Here is a 20,861-nt window from a genome sequence, read left to right on the forward strand (position 1 = left end):
CGTTGGGGATCCGATTTATGATAGGCAAAGCAGGAGCGGGAAAAAGTAGCGAAGTTCTCCATGAAATAGAAGAGAAATTAAAACAGGACCCACAAGGGCCACCTATTTTATATATCGTGCCAGATCAAATGACGTTTCAACAGGAGTACGCCTTGCTTAAGAAGGAAGGGATTACGGGAAGTATTCGCGCACAAGTATTTAGTTTTTCCCGACTGGCGTGGAGAATATTTCAGGAGACGGGTGGAGGAACGAGAAAGCATATTAGCTCAACTGGTATTCAAATGCTGTTAAGAAAGATTACAGAGGAACGGACAAGCGATTGGAGTATGTTCCAAAAGGCCATTGAAAAACAGGGCTTTATTCAGCAACTGGAGACGATGCTATCTGAGTTTAAACGGTACAGAGTTACGCCAGAAGTTTTAAGAGAGCAAATGGCAACGATGGATCAGTACAAGCACCCATATCCAGGGGAGCTGGCACTGCGAAATAAGCTGGACGATTTAACGTACATTTTTGATCATATGTCAGAGGAACTGGCAGGTCATTACATGGATAGTGAGGATCAGTTACAGCTGTTAGCTGAAAAAATAGACGAGGCTGATTTTTTGGTGGGTTCTGAGATTTATCTGGATGGGTTTCACCGTTTCACTCCACAAGAACTACTTGTAGTCGAAGCGTTGTTGAAGCGGGCAAATCAAGTGACGGTTACCTTGTCGATGGATCATCCTGAGCAAATGGAGCATATTTCTGAATTAGATTTGTTCTGTCAAACGAAGGAAACGTATCAGACGGTAGCTTCGCTAGCCAGAGAATTAGGGATAGAAGTTGAAGCGCCAATTGTATTGGAACCAACCGAAGGGCGCTTTCGTGATCGGAAATATTTTGCTCACTTAGAAGCAAATTTTGATGTGCGACCAGCACCTGCTTATCAAGAAGCTGCACCTATTCAAATCGCCCAAGCCGTTCATCCCCGCGCAGAAGTGGAAGGGATGGCTCAAGAAATTCTTCGTCTCGTACGAGAAAATAACTATCGCTACAAAGATATGGCTATCTTTATTCGCCAAACGGAAGTGTACCATGACTTAATTGATACCGTGTTTGAGGATTACGGAATTCCCGTTTTTATCGACGAAAAACGGACGATGCTGAACCATCCACTCATCGAATTACTTCGCTCAGGCTTAGATGTGGTCGAAGGGAATTGGCGTTATGATACGGTATTTCGTTTATTGAAAACAGGTTTTATTCCGATTACCGACTCCGAACATCCGCTAACACCAGATGCGATCGACGAGCTAGAAAATTATGTTCTAGAGTATGGGGTTCGTGGAAGAGGGCGATGGTTGGAGGAGAAACCGTGGATTTTTCAACGTTTTAGAGGATTTGACCAAGCATCGCAAACGGATAAAGAACGGCAAATGCAAGAAAAAATCAACCGTTATCGAAATCAAGTGAAAATGGCTTTACAGGAATTTGATGCCAAGCTTCGGGATGCCAACACTGTTGTCGAGCGAGCGGAAGCTATTTATATGTGGTTAGAAGAAATGGAAGTCCCTCAGCAGCTAGAAAGAATTCGAAATCGTTATGATGATGAAGGAGAAACTGAAGCGGGGCGTGAGCAAGAACAAGTCTGGGATGGGGTCGTTCAGTTACTCGACGAAATGGTGGAAATAATCGGCGAACAAAACATGTCCTTGTCTATCTTCCGTACCGTACTGGAAACAGGGTTAGAATCCTTGAAGTTTTCTCATGTACCGCCGAGTATGGACCATGTCGTGATTGGGTCTATTGACCGTTCGCGGATGATGGGAGTAAAGTGCGCCTTTTTGTTAGGAGTGAATGAAGGCGTATGGCCGATGAAGCCACCGAGTGATGGCATGATTACCGAAGAAGAACGCTCCTTGTTAGCAGAGCATGGCATGAAGCTTGCGGACGGCACAAAGCGTCAGCTTCTTGATGATTGGTTTTACGTGTACCTTGCTTTTACAGCAGCCCGTGACCGGTTATGGGTAAGCTATCCACTCAGTGATGAAGAAGGAAAATCGAAAGTTCCATCGCAGTTGATTCGGAGATTAGAGGCGCTGTTTCCGAATCTAGACCATATCCTGCTTCAAGATGCAGAGGAAGAAAGAAGTGCCAAGCGTTTTATTACGACACCCATTAAAACGAGATCTGCCCTTACCGCACAGTTGGCCAAAAGCTTACGCGGTTATCCGGTAAACCAGGTTTGGTACCATGTATTGAATTGGTACGTGAATCGAGAAGGAAAAGCGAGTACGACGCACACGATTTTACAGAGTCTGTACTATCAAAATGTCCCGACGAATCTATCAAAAGAGACGACGGAACAGCTCTACCCGAAAAAAGTACTGGCGAGTGTTTCTCGCTTGGAAATGTTCTATCGATGCTCGTACCAGCATTTTGCTCAATATAGCTTAGGACTGCAGGAACGAAGAACGTATAAATTAGATGCGCCGGATATTGGCCAGCTGTTCCACGAAGCTTTGAAGCAGATTACCGAGTGGATACAACAAGAGGGCAAGGAATTTTCTGATTTACAAAAAGAAGATGCGACTAAATACGCGGGTAAAGCCATCCAACATCTTGGCCCAATCCTGCAGCATCAAATTTTACACAGCTCAAACCGCTATCAATATATTCAGCAAAAGCTGCAAGAAGTGATTGCTCGGGCTGCCTTTGTACTAGGGGAGCAAGCCCGTCAAAGTAAGTTCGCTCCTGTAGGATTGGAACTTGGATTTGGGCCGAATCAACAACTTCCCCCGATTACACTGGATCTTCCTAATGGATATGAGATTCAGTTAAGAGGTCGAATTGACCGGGTCGATAAAGGGATGCTGGAGGATCAATTATTCCTCCGCATCATTGATTATAAATCGAGTGCCAAAGGGTTGAATCTGACAGAAGTGTATTATGGATTAGCCCTACAGATGCTTGCTTATTTAGATGTTGTGCTTGCGCATTCTGAAACATGGCTTGGGGTAAAAGCATCTCCAGCCGGTGTTTTATATTTCCATGTTCATAACCCGATGATTTCAGATAACAAAAAGCTTTCGGATACTGATATTGAAGATGCTTTATTTAAAAAATTTAAAATGCAAGGCTTGCTTTTAGAAGATAAACAAATTGCCCAAATGATGGACGTTAATATGGAAGGCGGAATGAGTAAAATTATCCCTGCTGGGTTGAAAAACAATGGGGATTTCCGGAAAGGTTCTCATACCGCAGAGCAAGAAACCTTCCAACAGCTCCAAGGTCATATTCGAGCGTTAATGACCGATGCGGGAATGAATATGACGAGTGGAAAGGTAGATTTAAATCCATTCCAACAAAAGCAACAAACAGCGTGTACATTTTGTTCATTCCGTTCGGTATGTCAATTTGATTCTACGCTGAAAGAAAATAATTATCGAAGATTGCAAGATATGAAGGATGACGATGTGTTAGAAGCTATTCGAAGAAAGGACGATCAGTAAATGCCGCAGTGGACGAAGGAACAAGAAGAAGCGATCTATTCGCATGGCAGTCATATTCTAGTAGCCGCTGCAGCAGGTTCTGGAAAAACGGCTGTTCTCGTAGAACGAATTATTCAAAAACTTTTAAATAGGGAGAACCCGATTGATATTGACCGTTTACTTGTCGTAACATTCACGAATGCAGCAGCTCAGGAAATGCGAAATCGGGTTGGAGAAGCGTTAGAAAAAGCGTTAGAGACCAATCCAGGTTCTCATCATTTAAAGAAGCAGCTATCCTTGTTACAGCAGGCTTCCATATCAACGCTACACTCCTTCTGTTTAGATGTAGTGAAAAAGCATGCCTATTTGCTGGATATTGATCCAGGCTTTCGCATTGCCGATGACATCGAAGCCGATATGATTCGTCAAGAAGTGCTAGAGGATTTATTTGAGGAGTGGTATGCGAAAGAAGGCGAAGAACAAGCGGCCTTCTTTCAGGTTGTCGACCGATTTTCCAGTGATCGAAGTGACTTAGAAGTAGAAGAATTAATTTCAACATTGTTTAACTTTGCAATGCAACATCCTTCTCCAGACGGGTGGCTTGACGAAATGGCAAGCATGTATCAAGTAGAGGAAACAGCTGACGAATCTTCCATCCCGTGGCTGGCTATTATTAAGCGAGAAGTAGAAAGTCAGCTCCATGCCATGCAGGCAGAAGCGGAAGCAGCATTAGCTTTGACAAAAGAAAGTGATGGACCTTATCAATACGCGGATGCGATTGATGTGGACCTAGCGATGGTTCAGGAAGCTAAAGCGAAGTTAGCTTTATCCTGGGACACCTTGCGTGATACGATGCTAGAACTAAGTTTTCCAGCATTATCTCGTAAAAAAATGGATTGTTCCGAGGAAAAGAAAGAAAAAGTGAAAAAACTGCGCGACTCCTACAAGAAAAGATGGAAAGGATTAGCAGAAGATTGGTTTTCACGACAGCTCTCTTCTTACTTACAAGATATGAATGAGCTTTACCCAACAATGAAACAGTTGACAGTACTCGTACGAGATTTCAAAGATCGATATACAACCATGAAAAAAGAAAAAGCACTCGTCGACTTTTCTGATCTAGAGCACTATTGTTTGCGCGTCCTTCTAGATGAAAGTTCCGAACCAGGGAATTGGATTCCATCCAGTGTAGCAAAAGAGTTTAAGCAAAAGTTTACCGAAGTCCTAGTGGATGAATATCAGGATACGAACTTGGTGCAAGAAACGATTCTATCCCTTATTTCCGATCAAGAGCACGCAGGTAACATGTTTATGGTGGGAGATGTAAAGCAAAGTATTTATCGATTCCGCCATGCCGAGCCTAGTCTATTCTTAAACAAGTACAAGTTGTTTGCGGAGGAATCAAACCCAGGCAAACGAATTGATCTAGCCCGGAACTTCCGCAGTCGGGAACAAGTGCTTTCGGCTACCAATTATGTTTTCAGGCAGCTCCTTAACGAAGAAGTTGGCGAAATGAATTACGAAAAGGACGCTGAACTTATTTATGCGAACAAAATCTATGATGATTTAACGATGCACGATGCCGAAGCAGAGTTAGTGATCATTGACAGGGAAACAAACGAAGAAAAAGAGCAGCAACAAGACGGCGAGGAAGATTTTCAAGACTTAGAGAAAGCCCAACTAGAAGCAAGAGCTTATGGACAACGCATTAAAGGCTGGATTGGAAATGAGAATAACTCCCCTTTACAAGTTGTTGATAAAGGAACCGGAACACACCGCAATATTCAATATCGTGATATTGTGGTATTGCTTCGATCGATGACATGGGCACCGACGATTGTGGAGGAGTTAAAAAAACAAGGGATACCCGTTTATGCGGAGCTATCCACGGGATATTTTGAAGCCATTGAAGTGAAGATATTGCTTAGTGTATTAAAGGTCATCGATAACCCGAAACAGGATATTCCACTGGCTGCTGTATTACGTTCCCCAATTGTCGGGCTAAATGAAGAGGATTTAGCGCAAATTCGTTTGAACAAGAAACAAGATTCTTATTATGATGCACTTATTACCTTCGATACAGACGATTCCGATAAAAGGGAAAAGCTGAATCAATTTTTGAAACAGCTACAGGAATGGAGACGGAGAGCACGCCAAGGCTCTTTATCCGAATTGATATGGCAAATTTATCGGGAAACCGGCTACTATGATTTCGTCGGAGGGATCCCTGGTGGAAGGCAAAGACAGGCTAATTTACGTGCCCTATATGATCGAGCAAGAAGCTATGAATCTACTTCCTTCCGTGGATTATTCCGTTTTCTACGGTTCATTGAACGAATGGAGGAGCGCGGAGACGATCTAGGTGCAGCTCGCGCGCTTGGAGAACAGGAAGACGTCGTCCGGATTATGACGATTCATAAGAGTAAAGGACTTGAGTTTCCGATTGTTATTCTAGGGGCGATGGATAAGCAGTTTAATGAACAAGACTTAAAGCAAAAATACTTGCTTCATAAAGACTTAGGGTTTGGAAGTAAATACATTGACCCCTTAAAGCGAATTATGTATCCTACATTGGCTTACCATGCTTTAAAGAAAGAGAAGCAACGAGAGCTATTAGCAGAAGAAATGCGCGTTTTATATGTTGCACTGACGAGGGCCAAGGAAAAGTTGGTCATGGTAGGAAATGTTGCTTCCTTCGAAAAGAAACAAGAGAAGTGGCAGGAAATCATCGATCATCCAGAGTGGGTTTTGCCTCCACATTATCGCTTGGAAACAAAAAGCTATTTAGACTGGGTGGCGCCTTCTTTAATCCGCCATGCGACTAATGAAAGCCTTCGTAACGTGGATCTTACCATTCAAGTTCCGGAAGAAATTCGCAATGACCCTTCCTCTTGGAAAGTCGAAATCATGCACGGAAGTGAGCTTGCTAATTTAGTAGAGGAAGACGATGGGAAAGACTTTGATTTACAAGAAGTGATTACGGAGTGGAAACCGATTCCGAATCTTGACAAGGAAACAGATCAAGAGGTGGATCGCATTTTATCCTACAAGTATCCTCACGAAAAGGCGGCGCTACATCGGGCAAAGCAGTCTGTGACCGAACTCAAAAGACAAAGACAGCTACAGGATGCGTACAGTGATCACCAGTTAATCGAAGCTTATAAAGCGCCGATTGTGAAGCGGCCACGTTTTATGCAAAAACAAAAAGCTTTGACTGCTTCTGAGAAGGGAAGCGCTCTTCATACGGTCATGCAACATCTCCCGCTTACGAAAGTATGGTCGGAATCTGAAATTAATGAAATGGTTGCTTCTTATGTAACAAAAGAAATACTAACTGCGGAAGAAGCGGAAACGATTAACGCCAAAGACATTATCACATTTTTAGAATCAGATCTTGGCCAACGAGTGATTGAAGCGGATCAAGTACATCGGGAAATTCCATTTAGTTTTGTGCTTCCGGCACATGAAGTATATGCGGATTGGGAGAAATCGACTTCAGAGCAAGTTTTGATCCAAGGGGTCATCGACTGTGCGATTCCTTTTAAAGATGGTTGGGTGATTATGGACTATAAAACGGATGCCATGCCGAAACAAATAACGGACGCTGTTATGGAGAAGTATGGCAATAGGTATGAAACACAGCTCACGTTATACGGAAGAGCTTTAGAAGAGATATGGAGAAAGCCTGTTTACGAAAAGTATTTGTACTTTTTCAATGGTCCGTTCCAAGTAAAAATGTAGAAAGAAAAGCCTCGCTCTGTACAAAGCGAGGCTTTTCTCATGCATTTCCAGCTAGAGGTTGATCCACTCCATCTGGATCATTGGTATTCGTCGAACTCCAGCCTATATTCGTATTAATAAAGTCGCCTGTATTAAACCCTCCAGCACCAGCGCTTGTTTTGGAAGTGCTTTTCGGTGCTAAATAAAAACTATCTCCAAAATTAACGACTCCACCACTTACACTATTTATTTTTAACGGTCCTACTGCGGATGGCATAAAAATACACCTACTTATAATAGATTGTACACTTTAACATATTCAATCCATGACACTTTGTTGCGGACTTAATACGCGAATGTGCTTTATCCTAGATGCACAATCCGCATGGTGTAACACACCGAATTGGACAAGAGAAGAAGAGGAGACCCCAATAATGTTAACCCGATTGACATGAATGGATGGGCGATGCTGATAGACAGACAATCTGCTTGGCTCTGACACCATCTTAGAAGTGTCTATCTCCTTTTGGAACAAGGAAAACTGGTGAAAGTCAAATCCTTCATCAGACTGGTGTGGGCGGCCAGACTTCTGAACGGCAATAGCATAGGTCTTAGGTTCAAATGCATAGGAGTCACCTACTTCAAAAATGGAACTATAGGAAATCGAGTTTAACTCTGCTTGATTTACGTGGGCCGTTCTTTTATGCATGCCTAGAGCCACCTCCTAATGGTACTAATGAACCAACAATATAGGAGTCAGGAGGGGTATCGTAATAGGAGGTAAGCTTTGCTTCCTCCATATCCCCTACTAAAAATAAGGAAGAGGAGGAAACTCCGGTTATTTGTATATCTCCTACTTGTAAATCCCAGTTATGAACCTCCAAATTCATCATCATTTCCTCCTCTTTCCGCTTCTTGGATGAAAAATTGCTGCAAAGAATGATCCACTTCTTGTTTCAGTGTTTGGAACAGGGTATCTCCGGAAAGCTGATGTTCCCTTTTATAATAGTCCAAACGGCTTGGGAACTGTTTTCTAATATCCTCGATGATTTCTTTCTCCAAATGATCATTGACAGAAACTTGGTAATCCTGTGATAGCTGTTGAATTCTATTAGGTAGTTCTTGGCTCGCATAAGTATTTAAGGTTTGAATGAGTGGATCCACTTGCTTTTCACGGAAGGGAACTATTGGATTATGTGGGAGCTGAACCGCTGACGGGTCCATTGAGGACAATTCCTCTGGACTTAGTCCGATATGGAGGGTTCCGTCCAATCTTTCAATCTTTAATTGATCGAAATTATATTCTAATTTTTCCACGATTGTTTGGTTTTTGTTACTTTCTTCAAATTCTAGTACCCGTTTTTCTAATTCTTGGATTCTTTTCTCCTGTGTGTTTAGATGGTTACGCATTTGTTGAAGGTAGTCATTCCAATTGTAGTAATGCATTACTTAACTCCTTCCCATTAAAATCCTGTTACTAGGCTATGCACGGAACTTCGTTTGGTGATTATGAAGGAGGAGCTAAAGGGACAAGTGGGACTTGTATATCGTCTTCCGTCAATGCTTGTTGTGCCTCACCAAAGAATCCGCCTGTGTTGTGTAGGTCGGATTGAGCATGAATTTGTCCGGCTGTTCCAATTTGTAATACAGATGAGTTGGAGACATTTTCGACTTTTAATAGGTTAATATGAACCGTTTGGTAAACTGTGATATTCATCCTGTTGCCTCCTCAATCGGTGATAGATTGATCGACGACATCCGAGTCATTGACATAAGTCGTCGAGCGATTTAAATCAATATGGATCCCATTTCCCGTATTGAAAGAACCGCCTCCAGCAAAAGTTTTGGCAAAAGACTCTGGCCTCATTGTGTGTACATCCCCGACATTAAAGATGCTGGAGGATGAAACACTTATCACTTTAATAGCTCCAACTACTGCTGGCATGCTGATTCCTCCCTTCTAATTAAGCGTATGTAGAGGAATCTGCTTATGTTCAAAACAAGTCTAAGTATAGGAAGGATTGAGAGTAAGTAAGGCTTCTTATGGATCGAAAGTTTCAAGTTTGTTCTATCACCGGAAAGTAAAGCTTCACCACAAATAAAATATGAGATACTATAGATTTAGGATGAAATTGGAGGAATGACGATGACACAAGGAACGCCTTTATCGGAAAGGCAACGACTATCTTGGATTGATGCCGCTCGTGGTTTAGCTATCTTCGGTATCTTTATGGTGAACACTCCAGCTTTTCATGCTCCCTACTTTTTGTATGGAGAAGCGGAACAGGTATGGAGTCAGCCTTTTCAAGTTCTTATTCAGAACATCATAGATATTTTCTTTCAAGCAAGCTTCTACACGTTATTTTCCTTCTTGTTTGGTTTTGGAATCCAAGTGATGGTGGACCGGTTAGGAGAAAAAGAACTTCCGTTCAAGCGGATTATAGCTAGGAGGCTTGGGGTGTTGCTCGGCTTTGGCGTGATCCATGCTTTTTTGATTTGGCATGGCGATATTTTATTGTCTTATGGAAGCATAGGTTTTTTCCTTTTTGCTTTCTTTCGTCGGAAGGATAATACGTTACTAGCTTGGGGTCTCGCCTTACTTACCATTCCTACCCTATTATATACATGGCTATTGTTTTTAGTGCGCCGTTATCTAGAAGGGGATATGACAAACCATAGCGCGGTAAATGCATCCTTCGATAGCTACGGAAATGGATCATTATTCGATGTATGGACACAAAATTATCAGGATTGGATGTACACCAATTTTGGGATTAATTTTATTTTTCTCATTATCAGCTTATTACCGATGTTTTTAATAGGGATCTATTTTGCACGAAAAAAGTGGTTACATGACGTGGCTACACATCGACGCATCCTCGTTCGGGTATGGTGGGTGACGTTGTTTTTCTTTTTGGTTGGGAAAGTAGCTCCTTATGCGCTAGATAACCCACTTTGGTTATCGTCGTATCAGGATACAATAGGGGGTTCTGCTTCTGCCATTTTTTATCTGATTACGATAACCCTTTTGTATCAAAAAGTTTCAATCGCTAAATGGTTAAAACCACTCGAGTACGTTGGACGAATGTCTTTATCCAACTATTTATTTCAATCTATTATTAGCTTTTTCTTATACTATTCAATTGGATTCGGTTTGTATGGCCAAATTACCCCAGGAATTAGTGTTCTGATTGTAATCGTCATTTTCTTCTTACAAATTATGATAAGTAGGCTATGGTTCCGCTATTTTTATTATGGTCCGGTGGAATGGTTGTGGAGAAGCTTAACCTACAGACAAAAGCAAAAAATGAAGAAAGTACCACTTGGGGGATAAGTCTATGTTAATCGAACTAGTAAACAAAGAATGTTTACGCAGATGGGACAAGAATGATGATATATCGGAACAGGAAGTGAAAAGGATACAAGATCAAATGAGAGGGTTTAAGATTACCCATTTTGCTGCTGTTATGCTTGGATTATTTCTAGGGTTTGCCATGTTTATCTTACTGTTTACAGCGGGCCTACCAATCTCACGGACAGGGTTGAGTATTGTCGTAGTTATTGCAACGATTGCAGCATGGATCCAAGGGAAGCATTGGTATCGAACATCTTCCAAGCCATTAGGATTAGGTGTGATGGTTTTTGGATTTATGGGAATGGGGACGATACTTTTTTTCCTAATGGAAAGATTGGGTCTTCCTGTATCATTTGGCTTTTTTGTTTGGGTCGTGATTGGCATTTTTCTATACGCCATTTTTATTGATTTAACGTTTTACACGCTAACGGTTTGGGTTGTCACGATTGGACAATTATATGAAGGGTTTGTGGAAAGGGACTTTTCCATTCTTTTAGCACTTGCCTTAGTGTTTGGCTTAGCCCATTTTGCTTGGCATCACTTCAATATGTTTTACGCCATTTTGTTTTCGATGGGATTATTTGTCCAAGCATATTTTTTCTTTTCTCTTGGATTGTAAGAATAGAAGAAGCTCGTTCAAAGTTATATTTCCTACTTTAAAAGACGAATGATTACAGTATAGGAAGTTAAGACTGTAATTTTTCAATGGTTGAATCTAGATTCATATTTGATATAAACTGCGACATAAGGGGTGAAGCTATATGCCAGCGCTCCGGCAGAATACTCCGCTTTCCGCGGGCACGGCCTCAGCTTCCTCGGAAGAAACCCACTTCCTTGAAAAAGAAACCCGCTTTTTCTGCGTGCGATGTTTATTCTAAGAAGCTTTCCTTGTCCTGTGGGATCTTCGGCTCGCGCTGTTCCCACAGGAGTCTCCGTATTCTGCCTACGCTCAGGTACGGTTTTCCGACACTAATGTAGAGCATTGCTAAAAAAACAAGTTGATTGTGATCATTCAGTCACTATTTTTATAAAGGTGACAGTTTGATAGGGCGCTGATATTCAATCCTTTATAATTACAGAAACGCAAAGACAAGTGTTCTCTAAGCTTGAATAAAGGAACAGATGCCCTATACATGTTATAACAAGGTGTGGAAAGTTACAGTGGACAGGTGTCCCGTCTGGCTATAACCTTCTTCGCAGGACCATTAAATAATTGTCTACCGCATATAGTATGTTGATTGGAGTGGAGGGTAATCGACTCCAGCGGAACAGCACGAGTTGAAGACCCCGCAGAAAAGCGATTGCCCGCAACGGAAATCAGCATCGTACATACACCGAGCAGTCACTAAACCGATGGTTTTGTAGTATCTTTTATTAATTTGTTACGTCGCAATTTATATATTTTCAGACAAAAGCACTCAAAAGAAAAATCCGAACTGATTCGAATTCTAATTATGAATTGAATCATAGTTCGGATTTTTTAGGATTAAAAAACTTTTGTTGTAGTCTCTTAACTTATTCTATACGGTCAATACTTCTTTAATTTTAGAAATCGCCCAATCTAAGTCTTCTTTTTCAATGACTAATGGTGGGGCAAAACGGATTACGTTTTCATGGGTTTCTTTACAGAGCAGTCCTTTTTCTTTCAGTTGTTCACAATAGGATCTCGCTGGTTCGTTAAGCTCTACTCCAATAAATAATCCTTTTCCTCTTATTTCTTTAATAGCTGGGTTGTTGATCTTTTTCAACTCATCCATCATGTACGTTCCAAGTTCCAAGGATCTATCAGCAAGTTTCTCTTCTTCCAACACCTCTAATGAAGCGATAGAAACCGCACAAGCTAAAGGGTTTCCGCCAAATGTTGACCCGTGAGAACCGGGATTGAAAACACCTAATACATCACGGTTGGCAACGACACAGGAGATAGGGAATACCCCGCCACCAAGCGCTTTACCAAGAATAAGTATATCCGGAGAAACGTTTTCCCAGTCACAAGCAAACATTTTTCCACTACGAGCTAGGCCTGCTTGGATTTCATCCGCAATAAATAGAACTTTGTTTTCTTTACAAACTTCTGATGCTTGTTTTAGGAAGCCTTCTGGTGGAATAACAATCCCTGCTTCCCCTTGAATGGGCTCTACTAAAAAGGCAGCCGTGTTTTCCGTAATGGCTTCTTTTAATGCATCTACATCACCGTAAGGAATGAGCTTAATACCTGGAAGCATCGGGCCAAATCCACGTTGGTACTCTTCATCAGAAGATAGGGAAACAGCGGTCATCGTTCTGCCGTGGAAGTTTCCGACACATGCAATGATTTCCGCTTGATTATCTGCAACACCTTTTACATCGTAAGCCCAACGGCGAGCTGCTTTAACTGCTGTTTCCACCGCTTCTGCTCCTGTGTTCATCGGCAAAGTCATTTCTTTATTCGTCAGTTTGCAAACCTTTTCATACCAAGGCCCTAATTGATCGTTATGAAAAGCTCTAGATGTTAGCGTTACACGATCCGCTTGGTCTTTTAAAGCTTGGATAATTTTCGGATGGCGATGTCCCTGGTTAACAGCGGAATATGCACTAAGCATATCCATATAGCGGTTTCCTTCAGGATCTTCTACCCAAACGCCTTCTGCTTTCGATACCACAATTGGAAGTGGGTGATAGTTTTTTGCTCCGAATTCTTGTGTTTGATCAATGATTTCTTGACTATTTAGTACCATATTACCCCTCCGTTTCATAAATAAGCCATACGCTTTCATTATAACAGGTTTCATCAGTAGTTTCTTTCCTCGCTATGAAATGTTTCACCATATTGGTTAAACATGGTATGATAACCATGATAACAAATAAGGAGGACAAGCGATGAATACACATCTACATATTACCTCTTGGGTATTAGCGATTATTTTGTTACTTGTAGCTTTATCTTTTTATAAAAAAGATAATCAAAAAGTCGGCAAAATTTTACACATGATTTTACGATTAGACTACTTATTGATTCTGTATTCCGGTGGAGCATTATTAACAGGTTATTTTCAAACAGGAGAAATGCTGCCAGAGGTCATTACTAAAGTATTAGCAGGTATTTGGGTAATCGCTGCAGTAGAAATGGTACTAACAAAGACAGCGAAGAATAAGCCAGTTCGTGGAACGTGGATTCAGTTTGCTATAGCTTTAGTGCTTGTGTTAGCACTAGGATTCGGCCGTTTACCGTTAGGTTTATTACCTTAATAACTTTGAAAAATCTTATCGCATTTTTGTGATAAGATTTTTTAATATCAGGAGGGTGGAGTAACTTATGAATTCATTTTTTTATGGGCTTTTTGCTGTCGTTTTAGCTATTTTATCCTTGTACACAGGGGAAGTCGTGACGTTTCTAATGCTTGGATTTATTCTAATCAGCTTGCAAAATATCAACATGACATTAAAGAAATTAGTGAAGCAGAAAGAAAGCGACTAGGTTTCTGCACGTTTTTGGCGCATCCTGCATAGCCTGTAAGGTGGAAAATAAAGAAAGGATGTTGTCAGCATGTGTGGAATTACCGGTTGGGTTGATTTCAATCGTGATTTATCCAAAGAAACTTCCAATATCCGAAAGATGTCGGACGCGATTAAACATAGAGGACCAGATGCGTATGGGGAATGGATCGAAAAAGATTATGCATTTGGACACCGACGCCTGATTGTAGTAGACCCAGACGGTGGAAAACAACCGATGGAATGTACCGTCGAGGACGACAGTTTTGTTCTTGTTTATAATGGTGAATTATATAATACAGAAGACATTCGGAAAGAACTACTTAATTTGGGATGGACGTTTAACGGACATTCCGATACAGAAGTGTTATTGAAAAGCTATGCACAGTGGCGGGAGAAATGTGTGGAGAAGTTTAATGGGATCTTTGCATTCGCAATTTGGGATACGGAAAAAGAACATTTATTTGTAGCTCGAGATCGCGTAGGGGTCAAGCCGCTTTTCTATACAGAAAAGGACGGGGGCTTTCTCTTTGGTTCTGAAATAAAAGCATTGCTCGCTCATGAAGAAATTGAGCCTGTTTTGGATAAAGATGGGTTAAGTGAAATTCTTGCATTAGGGCCTTCTCGTACGCCTGGAAATGGAGTATTTAAAGGGATTTGTGAGTTGCGTGCTGGCCATGTAGGGGTATTTGATCAAGACGGATTCCAAACGTGGCGCTATTGGAATGTCGTAAGTACAGCTCATACCGATGATGTAGAAGAAACAGCAGATACGATCCGTTACTTGTTTCAAGATGCGGTAGAGCGACAGCTCGTGTCCGATGTACCTTTAGGAACCTTTTTGTCAGGTGGGGTAGATTCTAGTGCAATTACAGCTATTGCCGCAAATTACTTGAAAAAAGATACATCCAAGGAACAGAAGCAGTTAGACACGTTTTCCATTGACTTTGAAGATAATGATAAATACTTTAAATCTAGTAGCTTCCAGCCAAACAGTGATCAAGATTTTCTTGGATTAGTTGTGCAAGACAATGATACGAAGCACCACAACTATGTAATGGATAATAAGCAACTAGCTGATCTATTAAAACGAGCAGTGGAGCTTCGTGATTTACCGGGAATGGCCGATGTTGATTCTTCGCTTTACTGGTTTTGTGAGAAAACGAAAGACGTCGTTACCGTTGCTTTGTCTGGTGAGTGTGCAGATGAAATATTTGGAGGTTACCCATGGTTTTATCGAGAAGATGATTTGCAACGAGAAGGCTTTCCTTGGATCCGCTCCTCCGAGGTTAGAGAATCTTTATTGACGGACACGTGGAAGGAAAAGCTAGATTTGCACGGCTATATGCTAACAAAGTATCAAGAAACAATCGATGAAACGCCAGAGTTTGAAGGAGATAACGAGATTGAAAGACAAAGAAGGCAAATGTTCTATTTGAATATGCATTGGTTCATGCCCACTCTGTTAGATCGAAAGGATCGCATGAGTATGGGAGCAAGCTTTGAAGCAAGGGTTCCTTTTAGTGACCATCGATTGATGGAGTATGTATGGAATATTCCGTGGGAGATGAAAACATATCGGGGTAAAGAAAAAGGCATTTTACGAAAGGCTTTAGAAGGGCTTCTTCCAGATGAAATACTATATCGGAAGAAAAGTCCGTATCCCAAAACACATAATCCAGTTTATACCGAAGCAGTCGTCACATGGATGAATGAAATTTTAGTAGATCCAGATGCACGCTTGTTTGAAATCTTTGATCGAGAAGCGGTCATAAAGCTAGTAGAAAGCGAAGGCGAAGAAATGGAAGCGCCTTGGTTCGGACAATTGATGACAGGACCACAACTCCTTGCCCACCTTGGTCAAATCGACCACTGGTTAAGAAAATACCATGTTAAGATTGAAGCCTAGTAAGGAGAAGCGCCTAGCATTGCTAGGTGCTTTTTATACTAATATTAGAAGTTAATGATGATTTTCTATATAGATGCCTAGCTGAAGACGTGCCCGCGGAAAGCGAACTAGTCTACGTTTTATTTTAAAAGGGACAAGTGGTCTTTGGGATTTTTATATGAATTTGTCCATTTCCAAACAATTTCCTCAGTAAAATTGACATTCCTTATTACAATAGGATAATAGGAGGGGGACAGACGTAGTAATGACGTAGGAGGAAAGAAAATGAAGCGGATTTTAGCTGGAATTGTAAGTGTATCATTATTCCTTTTAAGCACAACTAGTGTTTATGGGGAAGAAAAGGTAAATAATCCATGGACGAAGGAATCCATTTATTACATATTGATCGATCGTTTTCAAAATGCAAATTCTCAAAATGATTTTGACATAAACGTAAACAATCCAGATGCTTATCATGGTGGGGATATTCAAGGCATCATCGAGAAATTAGACCACATTCAAGAACTCGGATTTACGACGATTAATCTGAGTCCTATCATGGCGAACTCTGAATCTGGCTATCATGGTTACTGGACGGAAGATCTCTCCCAAGTGGAAGAACATTTCGGAACATTAGATGATTTGAAGGCCCTCGTTCAAGAAGTTCATGACAGGGATATGAAGATTGTGCTTGATTTTTCACCCTGGTATGTGTCAGCCAATCATCCTTGGCTAGATGAGGATGATAAACAAGAGTGGTTTCTTCCAAATCGTAATGTGGCTACAGACGATACATTTCAACGGCCGTGGTTAGAAGGGCTGCCGGTTTTGAATACAGATAATGAGCAGGCAGGAGAGTATGTTCTGGAAGCTGCGGAATATTGGGTAAAAGAAACGGGTGTGGATGGATACCGGTTGTACGTCGATGATGAAGTCTCTAGAACGTTCATTGCGACGCTAACCGAGCGTTTAAAAGCAGTGGATCCTTCTTTTCTAATTATGACTGAGGTGGAGAACTTAACGAACTATCCGACTGGATATGATGGAACCATTACAAAGGAGCTATACCAGTCGATGTCCAATACTTTTCAATCGGCTGGCCAACCCTTAGAGACTTTATATGACCAGTGGATCGAATCCTCCAGCTCTATTGGAGAACAAACAGTACCAGTAGGTTTAATAGATAGCCATGAAACGGTAAGGTTCACGAGGGAAGCTGTCCTGCAAAAGCAAAACCCAATCACACGTTGGAAGCTAGCCTTGACGTTTTTATATACTACCCCAGTAATACCTGTTGTTTATCAAGGTACCGACATTCCAATGGACAATGGTGTCTCTGAACCAGATCATCGTGTAGCTCAACTGAACGGTGGCGATGAAGAATTAAGGGCACATATCGAGCAATTAAATGCAATTCGAAAGCAATTCCCGGTATTAACGAACGGTAGCTTTGAAAAAGTAGCCAGTGAAGGGGCTATGAGTTTGTTTAAGCGAACTAATGGGAAGCAGACCATTTATATAGCCATTAATAACGATGTAAGTACGAAGGTAATCGAGCTCGAGGAGCTGGATAGTAACCAGCAATTAAGAGGTTTATTACTGGATAATATTGTTCGACAGTCTGACCAAGGTGTCCACAAGATTGCACTAGAGCGTGAAACTGCTGATATTTTTCTTGTGCAGGAGGATACTGGGATGAATTGGGCCTTTATTTCATTTGTAATTCTTGTTATGGCTGGGTTTATTGCCGCTGTTATCGTTTTGAGCATTCGAAGTAAAAAGAAAAACCAAGACTAAGCGAACGGGCTTCGTCTTGGTTTTTGATTATTTTTATCCAAATAAACATTTCAATTTTTCGCTCTCCGCATTTTGAGCATATACAGAATATTACTTATACGGATGATTTAAAAAGAAAATGGCAATTGTTCCTGGTCCTGCATGTGCTCCAATGGAAGAGCCAACCATTTCAATATGAATGTCATCGTTATGGAAGGTTTCTTTTATCATATCGGAGACGAGAGTGGCCGTTTCCAAGTCATCTCCATGGCTAATGCCGATTGGTTGGGTTCTCAAATCAACCCCTCGTTCTTCCATGACCTCCAGCATTCGCTTAAATACTTTTTTAGAACCACGAATTTTTTCTAGTGGAATTAATTTTCCGTCTTCCATATGTAGCAAAGGTTTAATCTTTAGTAGAGTCCCGACAAATGCAGCTGTTTTACTCACACGGCCACCACGATATAAATATTCGAGGTCATCTACCGTGAAGATATGTTCCATATGTTCTGCATGATATTTGCTCATTTCTAATATGGAGGAGAAGTCTTTTCCTTCTTGTGCCATTTTAGCAGCACGAAGAACAACTAAACCTAACCCTAAGGAAGCGCCTTTAGTATCTATGATTTCAAATTGCCAATCCGGATAAGCTTCCTTTACTTCTTGTTCCATTAGTTTCGCGGCTTGATATGTACCTGATAATTCAGAAGAAAAAGCGGGATAAATACAAGGTTGGTTTTGCTCTGCATATTTGGTGAAAACATCCTTAAACGTTTGTGGCGATACTTGTGAAGTTTTAGGGGCTTTTCCATTTCGCATAGCATCATATACGGTTTTTGCCGAGATAGTTTTGCCATCCTCGAAGTTTTGATCATCTAACTGTACGGTTAATGAGAGAATATCGATATCATACTGTTTGACACTTTCTTCTCCTAAATCACACGCGGAATCTGCTAGGATTTTTACATTCATTCCTTCACCTTCTTTATATTCTTTTTATTCACGTAACATAAATCTGAATAACTACTCTAACTGTATGAAAATATCTATGTAAGTCGATAATGTTACTAATATTGTATGTCCTGGAGATAAGTTAGTCAAAGTTTTTTCATATTAGAGGATGTTCAAAAAGTCTGGTAAAGAAAACTTGGTGAAACCAAGCCATAGGCGCAGGTTGAACCATAGTTGCCCTTATACTATTTATCTAATGATAGTGTAAAAATCGCTTTGAACTTCTGCGTTGGCTTTCTTCTCAAAATCGGTGCACCTTCGTCTTCTAGCACTTTCAAGGAAGTAATTTTCCTCGGTGCAAGGCAGCAAGGAAGATACTTCGCTGAAGTGGCCTTCCTCATGTATCTGAAAACATATATTCCGGTACTCGAAGCTGCGCCGCCTTGAATTTCTTTGCGCTTTTTAGCCTCCTTTTTGAACACGCACTATTAGGAAATAGGATGAAGTTTACTTGAAAATTTGGTTAAACCTCTTTAAAAAGATAACGATATGGATTATATTTAACGATTGTTGGGTATTGGAACATAGCTGTGTCTGTTACATAGAGTAACAAAGAAACAAATCAGGAAGGAGGGCACAAATGTTTTTATTTGAAGTGAAACGTATAGTCGTTGTGTTGTTCGGAGCATTGTTAGGTGCGTTGTCCTTAAATTTATTTCTCATTAGTGCTAAGGTTTATGCAAGTGGATTTACAGGGGTAGCACAGTTGACTTCGAGTATAATGAATGATTTTCTAGGTATTGAAGGGGTAAGTACTGGTATTTTATTATTTATTTTAAATATTCCGGTTGCTATCCTCGGTTGGTTTAAGGTTGGAAAGGGATTTACGATATATAGTGCCATTTCGGTTGCAGCAACTTCTGTGTTTTTAGAAATCATTCCTGTCGTACAATTATCGGAAGATATTATTTTAAATGCTGTTTTCGGTGGTTTAATTGCTGGAATCGGTGTTGGATTTACATTGAAGTGGGGGGCCTCTACGGGAGGACTTGATATTATCGCCATGGTGCTTTCCCGAATGAAGGATCGTCCAATAGGAAGCTTTTTTATGGTGATTAACGGTATCATCATTGCATTAGCCGGAATCATTTATGAACCGGAAAATGCCTTATATACATTGGTAACATTATATGTAACGACCCGTGTCATCGATGCCATTCATACGCGTCATGAAAAAGTAACCGCGATGATTGTGACAAGAGAAGCAGACCGCCTTCAAAAAGCGATTCACGATACGATGGTTCGAGGAATCACCATTTTACCAGCAAGAGGTGCCTACACAAAAGAAGACAAGGATATGATGGTCCTTGTTATTACAAGGTATGAATTGTATGACTTAGAACGGATTATTAAAGAAGTAGACCCAAATGCGTTTACGAATGTTGTTCAGACCACGGGAATATTCGGTTTCTTCAGAAGAAATGATTAAAGAATCAAATTGGGTGCTTAGCTGAACTAGGAGCTGGGCGTGGCTATTATAGTAACCAGGCGAATTTTTCCTAAGATTAAAAAAAGGAGCACATTCTACTGTGCTCCTCGTTTTTCCTTAATATCCGTGTTTTTCGATAACTTCCTTTACGTTTGCGCTCAAGCCTTCCCAATCTGCATCCATTTGTTTATTTACGGTAATGAAGTTTTGAAAACCGAAAACGTTATCCACTCCATCTAGTTCCATCAGTTCATTTAAAATAGCGTGTTCACTCGTTTGTCCAGGCATAACGGATACACTATTATTACCTTCGAAAATCATAGAATCAGTTGTGAATTTAAGCGCGTTTGGATTTGGTGTTGTTTCGATATGTACACTCATGATAGCCCCTCCTACTAACATATTTACGTCCATAATAGCAGAAAACAATAGATTACAAAAGAATATTATATGAAAACTATTAGCCTTTAGAGTTATCGGGGCTAAATCAGGTGTGAAAAAGTTCGGAGAAAATACATTTTCAAGCTTGTTAAAAGCATTCTATACTGCAGTTCCCATGTTAAAATAAAGATTCACTAACCTGGTAATAGAGGAATCGCTAAAGCAAAACAAATTATCACATCAGGTGTAATAACAGGAATTATTCTTGGAATGTTCTTTTACACCGTGCAACACATGATGGTTTCGGGTCTATACCCTACTATTAAATGTCGATTTTGTCCCAGCAGTTAGTAA

Annotated in this window: 18 protein-coding genes; 9 read left to right on the top strand and 9 right to left on the bottom strand. The window is 40.8% G+C overall.

The window, feature by feature from the left end; genetic code table 11:
• The first annotated feature begins 2 nt into the window (after positions 1–2).
• Together addB and addA are read left to right on the top strand one after the other, a co-directional pair.
• Positions 3–3,494, top strand: coding sequence for a helicase-exonuclease AddAB subunit AddB (addB, locus tag KO561_RS06155; protein WP_231096248.1), 3,492 nt, complete (start codon positions 3–5; stop codon positions 3,492–3,494).
• Positions 3,495–7,214: a helicase-exonuclease AddAB subunit AddA gene (gene addA, locus KO561_RS06160; protein ID WP_231096249.1), complete on the top strand. Its 3,720-nt coding sequence runs from the start codon at positions 3,495–3,497 to the stop codon at positions 7,212–7,214.
• Between the two features lie 37 nt (positions 7,215–7,251).
• Here addA and KO561_RS06165 read toward each other — a convergent pair whose 3' ends face one another.
• The 6 genes from KO561_RS06165 to KO561_RS06190 all read right to left on the bottom strand — a co-directional run bounded on the left by KO561_RS06165 (position 7,252) and on the right by KO561_RS06190 (position 9,138).
• Positions 7,252–7,470: a spore germination protein gene (locus KO561_RS06165; RefSeq protein ID WP_231096250.1), complete on the bottom strand. Its 219-nt coding sequence runs from the start codon at positions 7,468–7,470 to the stop codon at positions 7,252–7,254.
• Between the two features lie 42 nt (positions 7,471–7,512).
• Positions 7,513–7,902, bottom strand: a complete 390-nt coding sequence (locus KO561_RS06170; protein WP_231096251.1) for a spore germination protein GerPE — start codon at positions 7,900–7,902, stop codon at positions 7,513–7,515.
• Complete coding sequence (locus tag KO561_RS06175; RefSeq protein ID WP_331000833.1) at positions 7,895–8,086, bottom strand: spore gernimation protein GerPD; 192 nt, start codon at positions 8,084–8,086, stop codon at positions 7,895–7,897. Before KO561_RS06175 ends, KO561_RS06170 begins: the two co-directional genes overlap by 8 nt.
• Positions 8,064–8,639: a spore germination protein GerPC gene (gerPC, locus tag KO561_RS06180; RefSeq protein ID WP_231096252.1), complete on the bottom strand. Its 576-nt coding sequence runs from the start codon at positions 8,637–8,639 to the stop codon at positions 8,064–8,066. The genes KO561_RS06175 and gerPC overlap by 23 nt, the downstream gene beginning before the upstream one ends.
• Before the next feature lie 61 nt (positions 8,640–8,700).
• Entirely contained in the window at positions 8,701–8,910 is a 210-nt protein-coding gene (locus KO561_RS06185) for a spore germination protein GerPB (RefSeq protein WP_231096253.1), read from the bottom strand.
• Positions 8,911–8,922: 12 nt separating this feature from the next.
• Positions 8,923–9,138 carry a spore germination protein gene (locus tag KO561_RS06190; protein ID WP_231096254.1) on the bottom strand — a complete coding sequence of 72 codons (216 nt, stop codon included), beginning with the start codon at positions 9,136–9,138 and terminating at the stop codon, positions 8,923–8,925.
• Positions 9,139–9,339: 201 nt separating this feature from the next.
• Here KO561_RS06190 and KO561_RS06195 point away from each other — a divergent pair, with 201 nt between their 5' ends.
• Positions 9,340–10,527 (top strand): DUF418 domain-containing protein, encoded by a 1,188-nt coding sequence (locus KO561_RS06195; protein ID WP_231096255.1) that lies wholly within the window; start codon positions 9,340–9,342, stop codon positions 10,525–10,527.
• 4 nt (positions 10,528–10,531) lie between these two features.
• Positions 10,532–11,167 carry a hypothetical protein gene (locus KO561_RS06200; RefSeq protein WP_231096256.1) on the top strand — a complete coding sequence of 212 codons (636 nt, stop codon included), beginning with the start codon at positions 10,532–10,534 and terminating at the stop codon, positions 11,165–11,167.
• Between the two features lie 901 nt (positions 11,168–12,068).
• On the opposite strand, the gene KO561_RS06205 is transcribed toward KO561_RS06200, so the two are convergent.
• Entirely contained in the window at positions 12,069–13,265 is a 1,197-nt protein-coding gene (locus KO561_RS06205) for an ornithine--oxo-acid transaminase (protein WP_231096257.1), read from the bottom strand.
• 142 nt (positions 13,266–13,407) lie between these two features.
• On the opposite strand from KO561_RS06205, the gene KO561_RS06210 reads away from it, so the two are divergent.
• From KO561_RS06210 to KO561_RS06225, 4 genes are all read left to right on the top strand, one after another.
• Positions 13,408–13,776 (top strand): YisL family protein, encoded by a 369-nt coding sequence (locus tag KO561_RS06210; protein WP_231096258.1) that lies wholly within the window; start codon positions 13,408–13,410, stop codon positions 13,774–13,776.
• A 67-nt stretch (positions 13,777–13,843) separates the two neighbouring features.
• A complete protein-coding gene (locus KO561_RS06215) occupies positions 13,844–14,005 on the top strand; it encodes a hypothetical protein (protein WP_231096259.1) in 162 nt (53 codons plus the stop codon).
• 69 nt (positions 14,006–14,074) lie between these two features.
• Positions 14,075–15,931, top strand: coding sequence for an asparagine synthase (glutamine-hydrolyzing) (asnB, locus tag KO561_RS06220; RefSeq protein ID WP_231096260.1), 1,857 nt, complete (start codon positions 14,075–14,077; stop codon positions 15,929–15,931).
• A gap of 264 nt (positions 15,932–16,195) precedes the next feature.
• The gene (locus KO561_RS06225; protein ID WP_231096261.1) at positions 16,196–17,707 is read left to right on the top strand and encodes an alpha-amylase family glycosyl hydrolase; all 1,512 of its coding nucleotides are present in this window, start codon (positions 16,196–16,198) and stop codon (positions 17,705–17,707) included.
• Positions 17,708–17,797: 90 nt separating this feature from the next.
• On the opposite strand, the gene KO561_RS06230 is transcribed toward KO561_RS06225, so the two are convergent.
• Positions 17,798–18,658 (bottom strand): DegV family protein, encoded by an 861-nt coding sequence (locus tag KO561_RS06230; protein ID WP_231096262.1) that lies wholly within the window; start codon positions 18,656–18,658, stop codon positions 17,798–17,800.
• A gap of 619 nt (positions 18,659–19,277) precedes the next feature.
• Here KO561_RS06230 and KO561_RS06235 point away from each other — a divergent pair.
• A complete protein-coding gene (locus tag KO561_RS06235; RefSeq protein WP_231096263.1) occupies positions 19,278–20,126 on the top strand; it encodes a YitT family protein in 849 nt (282 codons plus the stop codon).
• A gap of 117 nt (positions 20,127–20,243) precedes the next feature.
• Here the strand turns inward: KO561_RS06235 and KO561_RS06240 are convergent, their stop codons facing one another.
• Positions 20,244–20,507 (bottom strand): NifU N-terminal domain-containing protein, encoded by a 264-nt coding sequence (locus KO561_RS06240; RefSeq protein WP_231096264.1) that lies wholly within the window; start codon positions 20,505–20,507, stop codon positions 20,244–20,246.
• Between the last annotated feature and the right edge of the window lie 354 nt (positions 20,508–20,861).

This window comes from Radiobacillus kanasensis, assembly GCF_021049245.1.
Classification (GTDB): Bacteria; Bacillota; Bacilli; order Bacillales; family Amphibacillaceae; genus Radiobacillus; species Radiobacillus kanasensis.

What these genes read in the sequence shown, in the direction of transcription:
- addA (WP_231096249.1), top strand. Translation starts at nt 3,495, where the DNA reads ATGCCGCAGTGGACGAAGGAACAAGAAGAAGCGATCTATTCGCATGGC.
- KO561_RS06165 (WP_231096250.1), bottom strand. Translation starts at nt 7,470, where the DNA reads ATGCCATCCGCAGTAGGACCGTTAAAAATAAATAGTGTAAGTGGTGGA.
- KO561_RS06170 (WP_231096251.1), bottom strand. Translation starts at nt 7,902, where the DNA reads ATGCATAAAAGAACGGCCCACGTAAATCAAGCAGAGTTAAACTCGATT.
- KO561_RS06175 (WP_331000833.1), bottom strand. Translation starts at nt 8,086, where the DNA reads ATGATGAATTTGGAGGTTCATAACTGGGATTTACAAGTAGGAGATATA.
- gerPC (WP_231096252.1), bottom strand. Translation starts at nt 8,639, where the DNA reads ATGCATTACTACAATTGGAATGACTACCTTCAACAAATGCGTAACCAT.
- KO561_RS06185 (WP_231096253.1), bottom strand. Translation starts at nt 8,910, where the DNA reads ATGAATATCACAGTTTACCAAACGGTTCATATTAACCTATTAAAAGTC.
- KO561_RS06190 (WP_231096254.1), bottom strand. Translation starts at nt 9,138, where the DNA reads ATGCCAGCAGTAGTTGGAGCTATTAAAGTGATAAGTGTTTCATCCTCC.
- KO561_RS06195 (WP_231096255.1), top strand. Translation starts at nt 9,340, where the DNA reads ATGACACAAGGAACGCCTTTATCGGAAAGGCAACGACTATCTTGGATT.
- KO561_RS06200 (WP_231096256.1), top strand. Translation starts at nt 10,532, where the DNA reads ATGTTAATCGAACTAGTAAACAAAGAATGTTTACGCAGATGGGACAAG.
- KO561_RS06205 (WP_231096257.1), bottom strand. Translation starts at nt 13,265, where the DNA reads ATGGTACTAAATAGTCAAGAAATCATTGATCAAACACAAGAATTCGGA.
- KO561_RS06210 (WP_231096258.1), top strand. Translation starts at nt 13,408, where the DNA reads ATGAATACACATCTACATATTACCTCTTGGGTATTAGCGATTATTTTG.
- KO561_RS06215 (WP_231096259.1), top strand. Translation starts at nt 13,844, where the DNA reads ATGAATTCATTTTTTTATGGGCTTTTTGCTGTCGTTTTAGCTATTTTA.
- asnB (WP_231096260.1), top strand. Translation starts at nt 14,075, where the DNA reads ATGTGTGGAATTACCGGTTGGGTTGATTTCAATCGTGATTTATCCAAA.
- KO561_RS06225 (WP_231096261.1), top strand. Translation starts at nt 16,196, where the DNA reads ATGAAGCGGATTTTAGCTGGAATTGTAAGTGTATCATTATTCCTTTTA.
- KO561_RS06230 (WP_231096262.1), bottom strand. Translation starts at nt 18,658, where the DNA reads ATGAATGTAAAAATCCTAGCAGATTCCGCGTGTGATTTAGGAGAAGAA.
- KO561_RS06235 (WP_231096263.1), top strand. Translation starts at nt 19,278, where the DNA reads ATGTTTTTATTTGAAGTGAAACGTATAGTCGTTGTGTTGTTCGGAGCA.
- KO561_RS06240 (WP_231096264.1), bottom strand. Translation starts at nt 20,507, where the DNA reads ATGAGTGTACATATCGAAACAACACCAAATCCAAACGCGCTTAAATTC.